Here is a 14,751-nt window from a genome sequence, read left to right as displayed (position 1 = left end):
TGCCGTTTCGTCCTGCTCTCAGGAAAGTCCGCCATGGAAATGGCTGAGGAATTCTCGCGTTCTCGTCTCGCGAGGCTCGTTGATGACTTGGCGCGCGTCACCCGACTCGACGACGAAGCCGTCCTGCATGAAGATGACCGTATCGGCGACATCGCGGGCAAAGGCCATCTCATGAGTGACGAGGATCATCGTCATGCCCTGCTCGGCGAGCTGACGAATGACCGCCAGAACTTCGCCGACCAGTGCAGGGTCGAGTGCCGAGGTGGCCTCATCAAACAGCATGACTTCTGGTTTCATGGCGAGCGCGCGCGCGATCGCCACGCGCTGCTTCTGCCCGCCCGAAAGCTGCTCCGGGCGCGCGTCGGCTTTCGCGACCAGGCCGACCTTGGCGAGAAGCTCCATCGCGACGGTTCGCGCGGAATTCCTGTCCTGCTTCAGCACGCTCACAGGCCCAACCATCACGTTGTCGATGACGCTCATATGCGGGAACAGATTGAAGTTCTGAAACACCATACCGGTATTGGCACGGAAGGCCGCAAGGTCCTGGTCGCGCATGGCAACCCGGCCCGCGGAAAAATCCATCCGCCTCCCGCCGATGGTAATGCAGCCCGCATCCGGCAACGACAGCAGATTGAGGCTGCGCAACAGGGTCGACTTTCCCGAGCCGCTTGGCCCGATCATCGCCACCACATGACCGCGCGGCACCGAAAGGTTGATGTCCTTCAAGACGTCGAGAGGACCGAAGGATTTCTTCAGGCCCACGACCTCGATCATCGGCTCTTCTGCGCCCATTCTCTCTATCTTGCCATTCATGCCTTACGACCCTCCAGCCAGTGCGCCAGGCGTGTCATGGGAAACAGGATCGCCAGATAGACGAATGCAATCAAAGTGTAGGTTTCAAGCGGCCGGTAGGTGGCCGAGGTCACGAGCTGACCTTGATAGAGCAGGTCGGGCACGGCAAGCACGGAGAGAAGCGAGGTGTTTTTGAGCTGCAGGACAGACTGGTTGACCAGCGGCGGCACCATGCGGCGCAACGCCTGCGGCAGAATGATCTTGGCCATCAACTGGCCTCGACGCATGCCGATCGCGCGGCCGGCATCCCATTGCCCGGCATCGATCGAGACGATGCCGCCCCGAATGATTTCCGCATAGAACGCGGCGCCGTACATGGTCAGCGTGATGAAGGCTGCCATCGCAGGGGAGATCTGAATTCCGACCAGCATGGGTAAGGCATAGTAACACCAGACCAGTTGCACGAGGACGGGCGTACAGCGAAAGAGTTCCACGATCGTCATGATCGGAACGGTGACGATTTTCAGACCCGAAAGCCGGGCAAGAGCGAAGAGCGTGCCGACAAGGATTCCGGAAACGATGGTCAGAACGGTAAAGCCGACCGTGTAGCCCAAGCCCTGAAGAAAGAGGCCGCGATACTGCCAAAGGCTGGAAAAGTCCCATTGATACTGCATCACAGCGCGCTTTGTTCTGCCCGGCTGAAAGTCCGGGGAGAGGTTGATGTAAAAAGCCACTCGCCCAATGTCAGGATGTCGAAGACGGGAAGGCCGAGAGCCGTCGCGATCGCCTGCGCAAAGGGTGGCATGTTGGTGCATTCCAGCACGATGGCGCCGACCGACGGATGCTCGGCGACGAGCTTGCGTGCAGCATCGACCACCTCGGCCTCCAGCGCCGCGTGATCGTATGCGGCAGAGCCTTCGATGAGGGCGTGGAATGCCCCGTTGTCGGGCACGCCGCGCACGGGCACGGATGGATCTGCCCCGCAGGCTTCGAACACCTCGGGAACGAGGCTGGCTGCGTCATACGTTATCACGCCGGGGCGCAGGCCTGCACCGAGCGCCATCTCGACCATGGGCAGCTGCATGAGACTGGAGGCAGCCACCGGCACGCCCAACGCCTCGGCCAGTTTCCGTTGGTGTCGCGCCATGAAGCCGCAGGACGTGACAATCGCGCTGCAGCCCTCCGAGATCAGCTCCCGTCCGGCGGCGACGAAATCATCGACGAGACCCTCGCCGCCGGCACGGAGGACGAGGGAAACGGATGCACCGCGCACCTGACGGAACCGGACCGGAAAGCGCCATGATCCAGCATGGCCGACATCGCCGGGCGGGCGTTCGAACGTCGTGTCCAGCATGATGATGCCCAAGGCACCCGAAGAGACGGACATGGTCGTGCCTGTCAGAAGGTCAGGCTTGCAGGCAGTGCAGCCTTGTCGACACCCACGAGCGCGAGGCTATCGACAATCCAGCCCGAGACCTTGCCTTGTCTGCGGCGTTCCGCAAGCCAGGCATCGACATAGTCGCGGAACTCGCCGTTCGGATCGCGGCGCACGCCGATGGTGGTCGGCTGGCTTCCGTGAGGGTCGGGAATGATGAGTTTGACGTTTGGAGCGAGGTGTTTCGTCGTCACGACAGCGAGGAGCGCGACCTGGATGATGGCATCGGCGCGACCCGACTGAAGCGCCAGAATGGTCTCATCGGCAGATTTGAGCGCAACCAGCGTGCAGTTCGGCAGGTTCTTGCGCGCGAAGTTGTCCTGCGTCGAGCCGAGGTCGACGGCCACCCGCATCTCCGGTCTGTTCATTTCCTCCCACTTCGTCACCTCCAGATCCTTGCGGGCAACGAGCGTGAAGGTATTGTCCATCAGTGCCTTGGTGAAATCGACAACCTTGGCGCGCTCCGGGTTGTTGCTGAGCCCGAACATGATATCGATCTTGTTGCTTTGAAGATCGATCACGGAGTTGCCCCAGGTCGTCTCGACCAGTTCCAGCTTGACGCCGATATATTGCGCGAGGTCTTGTCCCATCGCGACGCAGAAACCTTCCCATTTTCCGGTTGCGAGATTCTTGTGATAATAAGGCTCGGTGCCTGCAAACACGCCGATCCGTAGCGCCCCCCGCGCCCGGATCGCTTCGAGCGTCGGACCTTCGGTCGCTGCAAGAAGTGCGGAGGATGGAAGTAGCGCAGCAGCGCCTGCGAGCAGCACTGCCCTTCCGAAATCACGTCTGTTCATGGTCATATCCCAGTTGATTGCTCGTTCCCTATTGCGCCTTGCGGGCGATCAATGCGTTTTCGCGATTGATTTTGTTGGAAAGCACGACCGAATAGGTCACGCTTTCGATTTCTTCGATCCGCGCAAGCTCATCGATGAGCGCTTCCAGATCTTCTAAAAAATTGACGTTCACGCGGCAGAGAATGTTGGCCGGGCCGCTGATCGCGTCGGCGGTCAGGATCTCGGGATAGCCGCGCAATACCGCAAACAGCCTTTGCGTCGCGCGCAGGGCGGTGGTGATGAAGATATAGGCTGAAACGCTTTGATCAATCTCGCGACGGCCCACGATCGCACGATAGCCAAGAATGACGCCGCGACGTTCCAGCCGCTCGATACGCTCCCGGACACTTGAGCGCGCGAGGCCGACGCGTCGCGCCAGTTCACTGGCCGTTACGCGTGCGTTTTCCTCCAGGATGCTAAGCAGATTGCGGTCAATGCTATCGCCGTAGTCCATGTCGTTCCCACTTTCTTTTGCGGGAAGACTGGGGCCAAATTTTCCCAAAGAAAAGCATTGAAAAATGGGTTCTTCATGACTTTTATTCATGCTGGTCAACAGGAGCTTCGTCATGCGCCGTTTTCTGCCGTCCTTGAGCGCCCTGCATGCCTTCGATGCATCCGTGCGTCACTTGAGCTTTACCAAGGCTGCCGAGGACATGGGGATCACGCAGAGCGGCATCAGCCGGCAGATAAAAAACCTTGAGGATTTTCTTGGACTTACCCTGTTCGAGCGCGCCGGCCCGAAGCTGGTGCTGACGGAGGAGGGCGCGCGCTATTACGATGAGATTTCGCGCCTGCTCGACAAGTTAGAAGATGTCTCCATCGATGCCGTCCGCGGTCGAAAGGCGCAGAGCATGCTGAAGATCGGCTTTCCGCCGACATTGATGCGGCGCTGGGGTGCTGCGATGCTGACCGCCTTTGCAGCCGCCCATCCTCAAACATGGTTCGAGGTCTATCCCTGTCGTCACGATCTCGATTTCGCGGCATCCGAGCTGGATCTTGCGTTCGTGCGCGGTACGGGCAATTGGAGCGGGGCGCGCAGTCAGTTGCTCTTCGATGAAGAGTTGATCGTTGTGGGAGCGCCGAATCTGGTGCCATTGCAAGGCCTGCCAAACGACGAGGCGCTGCTGGAATACCCGCTGATCCAGAATTCCAGCCGGCCGAGCCTGTGGCTGCATTGGCTGCGGGGAGCAGGTGTGCACTACAAGAGCCGCATCTACGGTCCGCGTTTGCCGAACTTCGATATGATCCTCGAATGTGCCATCAGCGGCATGGGGCTGGCGGTCGTTCCCGAGCTCCATGTGCGCACCGAACTTGCCGCAGGAATTCTGAAGCCCGCCTTAAGCAGGCTCCAGACGTCGGGGGAAGGCTTTTATCTCTGTTTCCCGCAGGCGCGGATGAACTCGGCCAACGTGCGGATCTTCCGCGATTGGTTCGCCACCGAATTCACGCGCCGGCGGCAATTCCTGCCTCTGGCGTATCCCTTGGATCAAAAATAGGCCTTCTCCACCGGCTTTAGCTCGAGCGGATCCTCTCCCCGCTTCAATAGCCATGAATAGACCGGCGGTACCCGGTCTGCGATGGATTCGACATGAACGTCGATGAAGCACGGCCCATCGTCGTGAGCAAAGGCGGACGCCAACGCGGTATCGAGTTCCGAAGCCGTTTTGGCCGTCCATGCCTTGAGACCATAAGCCTCCGCGATTGCCTGACCGCGCGGCGCCAGAAAATCCACACCGAAGCAATGATTATGGCCTTTGAGCCGGTGGAGGCCCTTGATCCAGCCGAATGTCCCGTTGTTGAAGAGGATAAGGATCGCCGGCACCTGCAGGCGCACCAGCGTTTCCAGTTCGCCGACCGTCATGCCGAACGATCCGTCGCCGAAGAGACCGATCGGCCTCTTGGATGGATCGGCCCGCCAGGCTCCGACTGTGGCGGGAAGCGCTGAACCCAGGCCACCAAAGGCACGTGGTATGGCAAAGCGGGTCTCGCGGTCATTGATTTTGAGGAAGCGCGTCATGTATGGGGTCGGCGTTCCCGCATCGGAGTAGATGAGCGCGGGCTTGCCGGAAGATTGCAAAGCTTGATTGAAAGCACGCACGGCGCGCTCGGGCCGTAACGGAACCCGCTCGTCGGAAAGCGCCTCCTCCGCATGCTCCCAAAAGACTTGCCGACGCCGGTTGAGCTCACCGACCCAGGCTTCGTGCAATACGGGCTCGATACTTGCTTTCAGCTCCAGCAACTCCGTGAGGACAAGCAAGGCATCTCCCTGGATGGACAGCAGATTCTCGTAGTTGTTCGCCATGATCTCGGGTGAGATATCGATCTGCGCCAGGCGTTTATTGAGCGTGATCCGCGGAAAGGTCCAGCCGATGGTGACGACCGAACCAATGCGCGAGCCTACGAACAGCGTGAAGTCGGAATGTTCAAGCGCCCAGTTCGCATGCGGATGATATCCGTTGTCGCCGATGACGCCGATTGCGAGGCGATGGTCGTCATCGATTGCACCCTGGCCAGTCATCGTCGTGCACATCGGCACATTGAATTTTTCGGCAAGCCGGGTGATCTCGTGGCCTGCACGGGCGCGGTTCACCCCACCTCCCGCCACGATCAGCGGTCGCTCGGCCCTGGAAAGAAGCTCCAGCAGCTTTTCGAGCTTCGAGCGCGGCGGCAGCGTGGGATAAGCAGGGAAGGTACGGCATTCCTCCTCGACATGCAGAGATATTCGCGTCAGGTCTATCTCGGCCAGAAGCATATCCTCGGGGATCTGCAGATGTACCGCGCCAGGTTTGCCTGAGCAGGCGACGCGAAAGGCGCGGCGGATGATTTCGGGCAGCTTTTCCGGCGTCTTTACCTGCACGGACAGCTTTGTGACCGGTTCGAACAGTTTCGCGCAATCCAATTCCGTCAGGACGCCGCGCCCCTCGCCGGGTAGTGGAATGTCGATGGTCAGCAGGATTACCGGCACTGACGATCCGTTCGATTCAGCGACCGGCGGCAAGGAATACATCGCGCCGGCGCCCGATGGGCATTCAAACACGCCGGGCTTGTTGGTGAACCGCCCGTAAGCATCCGCCATGAAGCCGGCAGAGCGCTCGTCGCGGGCCATCACATGCCGTATTTCGCCTTCGCGGTGCTGGAGTGCTTCATAGAGCGGCACATTGGTATCTCCGGGGACACCAAAGATCGTATCAACCCCGTATCCGATGAGCATGTCTACCAGAATGTCAGCACCGCGCATTCGTCTCTCCTGTATCTCGCTGTGCTGATCAGGATAATGAAGCAAAGGTTTGCCGGGGACCGGCAAACCGGCGGCTTGAAGCGGCAGTCGCCGGCAATCTGCCGGCTCTGTCCTTGAGATTGCATGGGGCTGGCGTGCGCCAAGCGCATCGCGATCATATCCGCGCTGTGACTTACCAAGCGAGGCGTTATCGATTGCTGTCGTGAGATGGTGAGGCGACCGATCCGCGCTCGATCAGGCCTGTTTTGATGGCGGTTCGCCCGACGGGCAGATCCTTGCCGTTCAGCCGCGAGATAAGACGCTCGGCCGCCTTCTTTCCCATTTCGTAGACGGGCTGGTCGACGACGGTGATCGGCGGTGTCGTGACGGTCGTCCAGTCCGCATCAAGGAAAGAGATCATCGATATATCGCGCGGCATGGACAATCCCAGTTTTTGCAAGGTCTTGAAGACCCTGAGCCCGACGAGACTGTCCGACGCTATGATGGCGGTCGGAGGCGCCGCATCGTGCAGCAGGCTCTTGACGACATCATCCGTCCTTGACTGGTCGGTCGCGCCGAGCCGCACGTAATATAGCGCGTTCTCGATGCCCGCATCGGCCTGCTCCTTCAACATGCCATCCACCCGTTCGCGCACGGCAGAATTGGAAATGCTGCTGATATCGCCAAGGGGTTCGCTCCCGGCATCCATCGCCGATATATAGGCGATCCGTCTATGCCCCATGTCGAGAAGATGGCGGGTGGCGACCATGGCGGCATCGAAATCGGCGCCCGTCACGGCGTCGACGCCGAGCTCCGGAATGTTTCGGTCAAAGAGGACGAGAGGCACGCCGACGCGGCGTATGTCCTGAAGATGCTCCATTCGGTCGCAGCGTGCCGGCGTTACGATCAATCCATCGACGCGCTTGCCGATGAGCAGGTCGACCGCCGACTTTTCCGCATCGAGTTCTTCACCGGAATTGGCAATGATCACATTGAAGCCGGCCATGCGCGCGGCATCGCTGATGCCCCGGACGGCAAGGCTGAAGAAGGCATTTTCGATATCGCCGACCACGACCCCGATGATGCCGGATTTGCCTGTCGTCATGCTCCGGGCAAGTTCGTTCGGCCGGTATTCGAGCGCTGCCGCAGCGGCAAGCACCTGCTCGCGAACCTTGTCGCTGACGACGCCATAGCCGCCGAGCACACGGGCAGCGGTCGCCTTCGAGACTTTAGCGACCCTGGCAACATCGGCGACTGTTACGGAGCGTTTCGAGGTGAGGGGCTCTTCCATGGGATGACGATTACAAGAGTTGTTGACGGGCGGTCAATCTGAAGTTAACAAATAGCATTGAGACCGGTCTCTTTTTATATGATACCGGTCTCTCGTCCAGAAAGTCTCTTGCTGCCGCAAGGAGTGGAGATGCGGACGCGCATGCATGAATGCCGATAAGAGCATCCTTCAGAGCGGAGAACGAACATGAACCTATCCAGCATTTTCTCGGCCATCGCCGCGCCTCTGCGCGCTGGCGTGCTCGCCTATATCGTCGCGGCAAGCGTCGGCCCGGCGATCGCCGCCGACAATCCCTATAACCTGATCGATCCGAACGTCATCAGCGTCGGCACGATGGGAGATTCCAAGCCCTACACCTTCACGACGGCCGATGGGCAATTCACCGGCTTCGATATAGAGCTCTTTCTGAACGTCGTTTCCCGCATGGGCTTTCCCAAGGACAAGGTGACGTTTACCGGCCAGGAGTTCTCGGCCTTGCTGCCCTCCGTTGCCAACCAGCGTTTCGACGTCGCCGTCGCGGCGATCGGAACGACCGAAGCACGCAAGAAGACGGTCGACTTCTCCGATGGCTATCTCGCCGGCTATCTCTCGGTTCTGACATCGGATGCCTCGATGAAGGATGCAGCCGGCCTCAAGGGCAAGCGCCTCGGCGTCGTGCAGGGCACGCTGCAGGAGGTCTATGCCACGAAGAATTTCACCGGCACCGATCTCGTCAAATTTCCGGACAACAATTCTGCCGTGGCGGCGCTGAACAACGGCACCATCGACGCACATTTCCTCGATTATGAAGCAGCCAAACAATATAGCGAGCGCTATCCGGCACTGAAGATTGCCGTGAATATCCCATCCTTCGACGCACTGGCGGGCTTCGTCGTCCACAAGGGCAACGACGCCTTCCGGCTGGCGCTCAACAAGGCGCTGCACGAAGCGATGCAGGATGGCACCTGGAAGACGCTCTATGAGAAGTGGTTCCCCGGCTCGCCGATGCCCGATCAATACCTTCCCAAGAAGTAAGGCCGCGCTGCTGCCCGGCTTCCCGGGCAGCAGCATCAACCTGCCTCACGAATTTCATGAGGAATTGAATGGATTGGCTTGAAAATCTCCGTCGCAGCTTCCTCGATTGGGGTGCGATGGCGGAAGTCCTGCCGAGCATGATCACGGTCGGACTGAAGAACACACTGATTTTGGCGGCAGCCTCCACCGTGCTCGGCGTCATCATCGGCATGGTGCTCGCCGTTATGGGCATTTCGCAGTCACGTTGGCTGCGCCTGCCGGCGCGCATCTATACCGATATTTTTCGCGGCCTGCCGGCGATCGTGACGATCCTCATCATTGGCCAGGGCTTTGCCCGCATCGGTCGCGAGATCTTCGGGCCGTCGCCTTTTCCGCTTGGCATCATCGCGCTGAGCCTGATCGCCGGTGCCTATATCGGCGAAATCTTTCGATCCGGCATTCAGAGCGTCGAGCGGGGGCAGATGGAAGCCTGTCGCGCGCTGAGCATGAGTTACGGACAGGGCATGCGGCTGATCGTCATTCCGCAAGGGGTCCGGCGTGTCCTGCCCGCCCTCGTCAACCAGTTCATAGGCAACGTCAAGGATTCGAGCCTCGTCTACTTCCTGGGGCTGCTGGCCTCTGAGCGCGAAATCTTTCGCGTCGGCCAGGATCAGGCTGTTGTGACGGGCAATCTCTCGCCTCTGCTGCTGGCCGGCATCTTTTATCTGGTCATCACCGTGCCGCTGACGCATCTCGTCAACTACATCGACGCGCGTTTGCGCCTTGGACGGCAGGGGCGCGGATCCGGTGGCACGAGCGGCCTTGTCGAGGTCGGCGAGCTGGAGGCCGCTTCGGGTACCGGGGCGCCTTCCGACGCCGCTGCTTCGCGCTTCAAAGGTGGGGCCGTTCAAATCCGCGATCTCAGCATGTCCTATGGCGATCTCGAAGTGCTGAAAGGCATCGATCTCGACATAGCCAGAGGCACGGTGACCTGCATCATCGGGCCGTCGGGATCGGGCAAGTCGACGCTGCTCCGGTGCTTGAACAGGCTCGTTGAGCCGAAGCGCGGCGACATCGAGCTCGATGGCGAAAGCATCCTGTCCATGAAGCCGGAAAGCCTGCGCCGCCGCGTCGGCATGGTGTTTCAGCACTTCAATCTCTTTCCGGATCACACCGCGCTTGAAAACGTCATGCTGTCGCTGACGAAGATCAAGAGGATGCCGAAAGCTGAGGCGCGCCGGATTGCCGAGACCCGCCTGGCGGAAGTGGGGCTTGGTGGCCGCAAGGACCATCGCCCAGCCGGTCTTTCCGGCGGCCAGCAGCAGCGTGTCGCCATTGCCCGGGCGCTCGCCATGGATCCGGAAGTCGTCCTCTTCGACGAGGTCACGAGCGCGCTCGATCCGGAATTGGTGAAGGGGGTGCTCGACCTGATGGCCAATCTCGGGCGCCAGGGCATGACCATGGCAGTTGTTACTCACGAAATGGGATTTGCCCGCAGGGTCGCCGATCAGGTCGTCTTCATGGATGAAGGCCGCATCGTTGAAGCCGGCCCGCCGCAACAGATCTTCGACAATCCGCAAAGCGAACGGCTGAAACGCTTCCTCGCCGAGGTCCTCTGACAAACGGGCCGGCGAGAAATCAGACGGCCATTCCATCGTAACATTCCCTACTGACAAGGTTTTCCAACATGCATGCTCCCATTCGTTCTTCAAAAGTCGTCGTTGTCGGCGGCGGTATCTTCGGGGTTTCCACGGCCGTTCATCTGGCGCGACTAGGCATTCAGACAACGCTGATCAACGACGGCCCACTGGCGAATGGCGCATCGGGCCGCTCGCTTGCCTGGCTCAATTCCGCAAGGCGCCGCTCCGATGCCTATCATCGGCTGCGTCTCGCCGGCATCGACCGCTATCGCACGCTTTCCGCACGATATCCGGACGCGGCATGGCTACGTTTCGACGGCGGCCTGACCTGGGATGCCGACGAAGCCGATAACGACATTGCCGCCGTCTTCGATTACGAGCGTGACCTTGGCTACCATGCCCAATTGCTGACGCCGGGCCAGATTGCGAAAGTGACGCCAGGCGTCGATGCAAGCGCCGTCACGCAGCAGGGCGCAATCTTCAATCCGGGCGAGGGGTGGGTCGATCTGCCGTCCCTGATCGGCGTTCTTGCCGAAGAGTTCCGGGCATTGGGCGGCGAAATCGTCACCGATGCCGGCCGGGCGGCTGTCAAGGTGGAGGATGGCTGCGCCCGTGGCGTCACGACTGCGAATGGCGCCCGTTGGGCCGCCGATGCCGTATTGTTGGCGGCCGGCGGCGAGGTGCCGGCGATCGTTGCGGAAGCCGGTCAGCATATTGGCGACGATACGCCGATCGCTCTTCTCGTTCGGACGAAGCCGGTCAAGCATCCCCTGAAGGCTGTGCTGAATACGCCAAGGGTTGCCATCAGGCCCACTCCTGACGGCGCTTTTGCGCTCGATTCAGCCTGGTCGGAGGAAGAGGTTGTCGTAAAGGACGATGGCAGCTATGCAATCAAGCCTTCGACCCTTGAAGGGCTCCTGCAGGAAGCCTCAAAGGTGTTGGAGGGGAATCCGAAGCTCGAAATCGGCGACTACGGCGTTGGTCCCAAACCCATTCCGGGGGATGGCGAGCCGGTTTTCGGCGAATTGCAGGCCATACCGGGCTATTTCGTTGCCTTCAGCCATAGCGGTGCCACTCTCGGCCTGATCGCCGGCGAACTGCTTGCCGATGAGATCGCCACCGGCAAGCGTCATCCGCTTCTGGCCCCTTTCCGGCCGGAACGCTTCGTCAGATAGTTTGATCGGAACAGCAGCAGACAGGTTCAAGAGTGTCCGTGAGCGCACACAAGCGATCTTCACGGTCAAACCTGTCGCGCCTGCCGGCATTTCGGCCTTCTCCTGATCGAGGATGTTGGCGGCGATCAGGCATGCGGCGGCAAAGGAACGCCCGCCAGTTTGGTCTTGATCCAATCCGAAATACGATAATAGCGCAGCGTCAGCTTCGGACCGTAATTCATATAGAAGGGAGCCGCTGAAAGCGGCTCCAGCTTCAGCGACAGGTCTTTTTCCGGCACGCCTCTGGCCCATTCCGAGAGGATACCGCCGAGCATGCTTCCTGTTGGCACGCCGCGGCCAGACAGGCCCGTCAGCGCCACGACGCCTGGTGCCAGATCGTAGAGGCGGGGGATGGTGCGGTATTGCATGTCCAGCTCGCCAAACCAGAAATATTCCCAGCGGATCTCCTGTTTGATCTGCGGATGCAGCCATTTCAGCCGGTCGCTCATGACCTGCCGCGTATAGTCCATGTCGCGGCCGCGCCGTCCCATCGGGAACATGGAGGCGACGATCCGGCCTTCGGCATTGTATTTGTAGACATAGATATCGCCACGTCCATCATGGATGGTGGTGTTGCGCGGCAGCACCGACAGCCGCTCGTCGTCGGAAAGCGGCTGGGTAGCGGCGACGAAGACCCTCTGGATCTTGAAGGTCCGATCGAGTTTCGGCCAGCCGCCGACGGTATAGGCGCCCGTCGCGAAGATCACCTTGTCGGCAATGACTTTCCCTTTCAGCGTGCTGACCGCCCAGCCGCCCGCCACGCGCTCGCATCCGGTCACTGGCGAATCGGTGTGAATGACGCCGCCTTCCTGGATGACGGCACGTGCGAGACCACGAGAATAGCCGAGGGGATTAAGATGGCCGGCCTCTTCATGCAGCCAACCGCCGTGAAAGCGCGGGCTGCCGGTGATCGCTGCAACCTCGTCCCTGCCGATGGCCCGCGTTTTCGCGCCGACAGCATTGTAGGTGCGAACCTTCTCCTCGATTGTCTTCATCAAGCCGGGATAAAGCGCGCCCATGACATAGCCGTTCTGCTGCCATTCGCATTGGATCTGGTACTGCCGGATCATGCTGGAGACACGGTCGTTGGCGCGCGTCTGCCGGGCGATCAATCGCTCGGCCCAGGGCTCGCCCAGCATGGAGCGCAGTTCCGGCAGGCTGTAATGGGTGAAAGTCGGCGTGCAGTGCCCGGCGTTACGGCCAGAGCCGCCGAAGCCGATTTCCTCCTTTTCGAGAAGTACGACGCTTGTGCCGCTCTTCGCAAGCTCAAGAGCGGTGGTCAGGCCCGTATAGCCGCCACCGACAATGCAGACATCGACCTTGATCGTGCCTTCCAGCTCCGTCGTATCGGGTGCGGGGGCCGCAGTGGCATACCACAGGGTTGTTTTGAACGGCGAAAATTTCGTCATCCCGCATCCTCAGTGCAGATCGCTGCGGGCATCGAGCGCATCGCGCAGGCCGTCGCCGATGAAGTTGAAGCTGGTGACGGCGAGCGTGATGGCGACGCCCGGGACGATGGCCAGCCATGGTGCGCTGGCGAGATATTGCTGGGCGCCGTTCAGCATATTGCCCCAGCTCGGGAGCGGCGGCTGGATACCGTAGCCGAGGAAGCTGACATAGGCTTCGAGCAGGATGGCGCGGGCAACCGTCAGCGTAGCGGCGACGATGATCGGGCCGATTGCGTTCGGCAGCAGTTCGCGAAACATGATCCATCTGTTGGAGAGGCCGAGCATGCGCGCGGCGAGCACGAAATCGCGTTCGCGCAGCGATCGCACTTCCGCCTCGACGATGCGCGCGGTCTCCATCCAACTCGTCACCGCGATGATGACGGTGATCATGAACGGGCTCGGCTTGATGAAGGCGGCCAGCGCCAGCAGCAGGAAGATGCTGGGAAAGGACAGAAAGGCATCGACGAAGCGCATAAGCAATATCCCGATGCGCCCACCGTAATAGCCCGCCACCACGCCGATCACCGTGCCGATCAGTGTGCTGAGCACCATCGCGAAGAAGCCGACGAGGAGCGAAATCCGGCCTGCCATGAACAGGCGTACAGCAACGTCGCGCCCAAGCGGGTCAGTACCGAAAATATGGTAGCCGGCCGTAAAGGGCGGTGCGAAACGAGCCCGCAGGTCGATATAGAGCTCGTCATAGGGAAGCAGTGACGGCCCGAGCAGGCAGGCAAGGACTATGAGCGTGATCATGGCCACGCCGAGGAGCGCGAGCCTATGGCGGACGAAACGGCGCAAAGTCCGATTTTGCCACCAGCGCGAATGGGCGAATAATGATTGCGAAAGGGTTGCGGGGGAGGAGGAAGACATGGCGTTTCTCCTAACCAAGCCGGACGCGCGGATCGACGAAGGCGACGAGCAGATCCGCAAGCAGATTGCCGATCAGCACGAAGATTGCCGAGAACATCAGGAGGCCCATGACGACCGGATAGTCGCTGTAGCCAAGGCTATCAAGGAAAAGCCGGCCCATTCCCGGCCAGGTGAAGACGGTCTCCGCCACCAGAGCACCACCGAGAATGGTCGGCAATTGCAGGCCGGCAAGCGTGATCATCGGCAATAGCGCGTTGCCGACGACATGGCGCATCAGGACGCGCCGGGGCGAGAGGCCCTTGGCCCTGGCGGTGCGTACGAAGTCCTGGTTGATGACCTCGAGCGTGGCTGTGCGCATGTAGCGGCTCCAGACCGCGATGTTGACAAGCGCAAGCACGAGGCTCGGCATGATCAGATGGATCGCATAATCACCGAGCGAGCCGTTGCCGACCGTGTACATGTTGCCCGCCGGCAGCCATTTCAGCTTCAGCGAGAAGATATAGATGGCGACGAGACCGAACCAGAAGGTCGGTATCGACAGCGCCACCATGGCGCCGACGGTGGCGCTGTAATCGAAGATCGAATAGCGGCGGGTTGCCCCCTTGATGCCGATCCAGGTGCCGATCGCGATCGAGATCACCATCGATGTGCCCATCAGCAGCAGCGTGGCGAACAGATGGCCGAAAATGATCGACAGTACCGGCTGGTTGTCCCGGTAGGAGCGGCCCCAGTCGCCCATCAGCAGATGTCTCAACCAGTCGAGATATTGGATCGGCAGCGGCCGGTCGAGACCCATTTGGGCAGCGATCCTGTCGAGCGCTTCCTTGGTCATGCCTGGCGTCAGCGTATATTGCGACAGCGGACCGCCGGGAGCGAGGGTAAGTACGGCAAAGCCGATCATCGATACGAGGAGCAGCAGCACCAGGCTCTGCCACAGGCGGCTCAGGAGATAGCGCAACATGGCATTCGTCTCCGATGGTTGCGGAATGTGAAGCGATCAGCCCTTCGATGCTTC

The 14,751-nt window shown here is 60.5% G+C and carries 14 protein-coding genes; 4 read left to right on the top strand and 10 right to left on the bottom strand.

The window, feature by feature from the left end; all coding sequences use genetic code 11:
* Positions 1 to 18 precede the first annotated feature (18 nt).
* The 5 genes from JJQ51_RS11500 to JJQ51_RS11480 are packed head-to-tail and all read right to left on the bottom strand — an operon-like array spanning position 19 to position 3,631.
* Positions 19 to 813, bottom strand: a complete 795-nt coding sequence (locus JJQ51_RS11500; protein WP_269244738.1) for an amino acid ABC transporter ATP-binding protein — start codon at positions 811 to 813, stop codon at positions 19 to 21.
* A complete protein-coding gene (locus JJQ51_RS11495) occupies positions 810 to 1,466 on the bottom strand; it encodes an amino acid ABC transporter permease (protein WP_269244737.1) in 657 nt (218 codons plus the stop codon). The genes JJQ51_RS11500 and JJQ51_RS11495 overlap by 4 nt, the downstream gene beginning before the upstream one ends.
* Positions 1,466 to 2,179: an aspartate/glutamate racemase family protein gene (locus JJQ51_RS11490; protein WP_269244736.1), complete on the bottom strand. Its 714-nt coding sequence runs from the start codon at positions 2,177 to 2,179 to the stop codon at positions 1,466 to 1,468. Before JJQ51_RS11490 ends, JJQ51_RS11495 begins: the two co-directional genes overlap by 1 nt.
* A gap of 11 nt (positions 2,180 to 2,190) precedes the next feature.
* Positions 2,191 to 3,024 (bottom strand): transporter substrate-binding domain-containing protein, encoded by an 834-nt coding sequence (locus JJQ51_RS11485; protein WP_269244735.1) that lies wholly within the window; start codon positions 3,022 to 3,024, stop codon positions 2,191 to 2,193.
* A 28-nt stretch (positions 3,025 to 3,052) separates the two neighbouring features.
* The gene (locus JJQ51_RS11480) at positions 3,053 to 3,631 is read right to left on the bottom strand and encodes an Lrp/AsnC family transcriptional regulator (RefSeq protein ID WP_246661718.1); all 579 of its coding nucleotides are present in this window, start codon (positions 3,629 to 3,631) and stop codon (positions 3,053 to 3,055) included.
* Here JJQ51_RS11480 and JJQ51_RS11475 point away from each other — a divergent pair.
* Positions 3,630 to 4,559 (top strand): LysR substrate-binding domain-containing protein, encoded by a 930-nt coding sequence (locus tag JJQ51_RS11475; protein ID WP_069614756.1) that lies wholly within the window; start codon positions 3,630 to 3,632, stop codon positions 4,557 to 4,559. The two genes, JJQ51_RS11480 and JJQ51_RS11475, sit on opposite strands and share 2 nt — an antisense overlap.
* Here the strand turns inward: JJQ51_RS11475 and JJQ51_RS11470 are convergent.
* The gene (locus JJQ51_RS11470) at positions 4,550 to 6,301 is read right to left on the bottom strand and encodes a thiamine pyrophosphate-binding protein (RefSeq protein ID WP_269244734.1); all 1,752 of its coding nucleotides are present in this window, start codon (positions 6,299 to 6,301) and stop codon (positions 4,550 to 4,552) included. The two genes, JJQ51_RS11475 and JJQ51_RS11470, sit on opposite strands and share 10 nt — an antisense overlap.
* A gap of 187 nt (positions 6,302 to 6,488) precedes the next feature.
* Positions 6,489 to 7,571: a LacI family DNA-binding transcriptional regulator gene (locus tag JJQ51_RS11465; protein ID WP_152093244.1), complete on the bottom strand. Its 1,083-nt coding sequence runs from the start codon at positions 7,569 to 7,571 to the stop codon at positions 6,489 to 6,491.
* A 186-nt stretch (positions 7,572 to 7,757) separates the two neighbouring features.
* Between JJQ51_RS11465 and JJQ51_RS11460 the strand changes: the two genes are divergently transcribed.
* The 3 genes from JJQ51_RS11460 to JJQ51_RS11450 all read left to right on the top strand — a co-directional run bounded on the left by JJQ51_RS11460 (position 7,758) and on the right by JJQ51_RS11450 (position 11,379).
* On the top strand, positions 7,758 to 8,585 hold the full coding sequence (locus JJQ51_RS11460) for an ABC transporter substrate-binding protein (protein ID WP_269244733.1): 828 nt from the start codon (positions 7,758 to 7,760) through the stop codon (positions 8,583 to 8,585).
* Between the two features lie 68 nt (positions 8,586 to 8,653).
* Positions 8,654 to 10,183 carry an amino acid ABC transporter permease/ATP-binding protein gene (locus JJQ51_RS11455; protein WP_152093246.1) on the top strand — a complete coding sequence of 510 codons (1,530 nt, stop codon included), beginning with the start codon at positions 8,654 to 8,656 and terminating at the stop codon, positions 10,181 to 10,183.
* 68 nt (positions 10,184 to 10,251) lie between these two features.
* Entirely contained in the window at positions 10,252 to 11,379 is a 1,128-nt protein-coding gene (locus JJQ51_RS11450) for an NAD(P)/FAD-dependent oxidoreductase (RefSeq protein WP_269244732.1), read from the top strand.
* Positions 11,380 to 11,504: 125 nt separating this feature from the next.
* Here JJQ51_RS11450 and JJQ51_RS11445 read toward each other — a convergent pair whose 3' ends face one another.
* From JJQ51_RS11445 to JJQ51_RS11435, 3 genes are read right to left on the bottom strand one after another with little or no spacing between them, the layout of a single operon-like run.
* Positions 11,505 to 12,827 carry an NAD(P)/FAD-dependent oxidoreductase gene (locus JJQ51_RS11445; RefSeq protein ID WP_113350532.1) on the bottom strand — a complete coding sequence of 441 codons (1,323 nt, stop codon included), beginning with the start codon at positions 12,825 to 12,827 and terminating at the stop codon, positions 11,505 to 11,507.
* A 9-nt stretch (positions 12,828 to 12,836) separates the two neighbouring features.
* Positions 12,837 to 13,736, bottom strand: coding sequence for an ABC transporter permease (locus tag JJQ51_RS11440; protein WP_113329724.1), 900 nt, complete (start codon positions 13,734 to 13,736; stop codon positions 12,837 to 12,839).
* Positions 13,737 to 13,746: 10 nt separating this feature from the next.
* Positions 13,747 to 14,697 (bottom strand): ABC transporter permease, encoded by a 951-nt coding sequence (locus JJQ51_RS11435; protein WP_069614686.1) that lies wholly within the window; start codon positions 14,695 to 14,697, stop codon positions 13,747 to 13,749.
* Positions 14,698 to 14,751: the final 54 nt, after the last annotated feature.

This window comes from Rhizobium sp. AG207R (genome assembly GCF_027109195.1).
GTDB classification, from domain to species: domain Bacteria; phylum Pseudomonadota; class Alphaproteobacteria; order Rhizobiales; family Rhizobiaceae; genus Rhizobium; species Rhizobium dioscoreae.
Note: the sequence above shows the minus strand (reverse complement) of the source record. Positions and strands in the feature narration are given on the sequence as shown.

Coding starts and splice junctions, on each gene's coding strand:
- JJQ51_RS11475 (WP_069614756.1), top strand. CDS start 3,630: ATGCGCCGTTTTCTGCCGTCCTTGAGCGCCCTGCATGCCTTCGATGCA.
- JJQ51_RS11460 (WP_269244733.1), top strand. CDS start 7,758: ATGAACCTATCCAGCATTTTCTCGGCCATCGCCGCGCCTCTGCGCGCT.
- JJQ51_RS11455 (WP_152093246.1), top strand. CDS start 8,654: ATGGATTGGCTTGAAAATCTCCGTCGCAGCTTCCTCGATTGGGGTGCG.
- JJQ51_RS11435 (WP_069614686.1), bottom strand. CDS start 14,697: ATGTTGCGCTATCTCCTGAGCCGCCTGTGGCAGAGCCTGGTGCTGCTG.
- JJQ51_RS11490 (WP_269244736.1), bottom strand. CDS start 2,179: ATGTCCGTCTCTTCGGGTGCCTTGGGCATCATCATGCTGGACACGACG.
- JJQ51_RS11485 (WP_269244735.1), bottom strand. CDS start 3,024: ATGAACAGACGTGATTTCGGAAGGGCAGTGCTGCTCGCAGGCGCTGCT.
- JJQ51_RS11440 (WP_113329724.1), bottom strand. CDS start 13,736: ATGTCTTCCTCCTCCCCCGCAACCCTTTCGCAATCATTATTCGCCCAT.
- JJQ51_RS11450 (WP_269244732.1), top strand. CDS start 10,252: ATGCATGCTCCCATTCGTTCTTCAAAAGTCGTCGTTGTCGGCGGCGGT.
- JJQ51_RS11470 (WP_269244734.1), bottom strand. CDS start 6,301: ATGCGCGGTGCTGACATTCTGGTAGACATGCTCATCGGATACGGGGTT.
- JJQ51_RS11445 (WP_113350532.1), bottom strand. CDS start 12,827: ATGACGAAATTTTCGCCGTTCAAAACAACCCTGTGGTATGCCACTGCG.
- JJQ51_RS11480 (WP_246661718.1), bottom strand. CDS start 3,631: ATGACGAAGCTCCTGTTGACCAGCATGAATAAAAGTCATGAAGAACCC.
- JJQ51_RS11495 (WP_269244737.1), bottom strand. CDS start 1,466: ATGCAGTATCAATGGGACTTTTCCAGCCTTTGGCAGTATCGCGGCCTC.
- JJQ51_RS11465 (WP_152093244.1), bottom strand. CDS start 7,571: ATGGAAGAGCCCCTCACCTCGAAACGCTCCGTAACAGTCGCCGATGTT.
- JJQ51_RS11500 (WP_269244738.1), bottom strand. CDS start 813: ATGAATGGCAAGATAGAGAGAATGGGCGCAGAAGAGCCGATGATCGAG.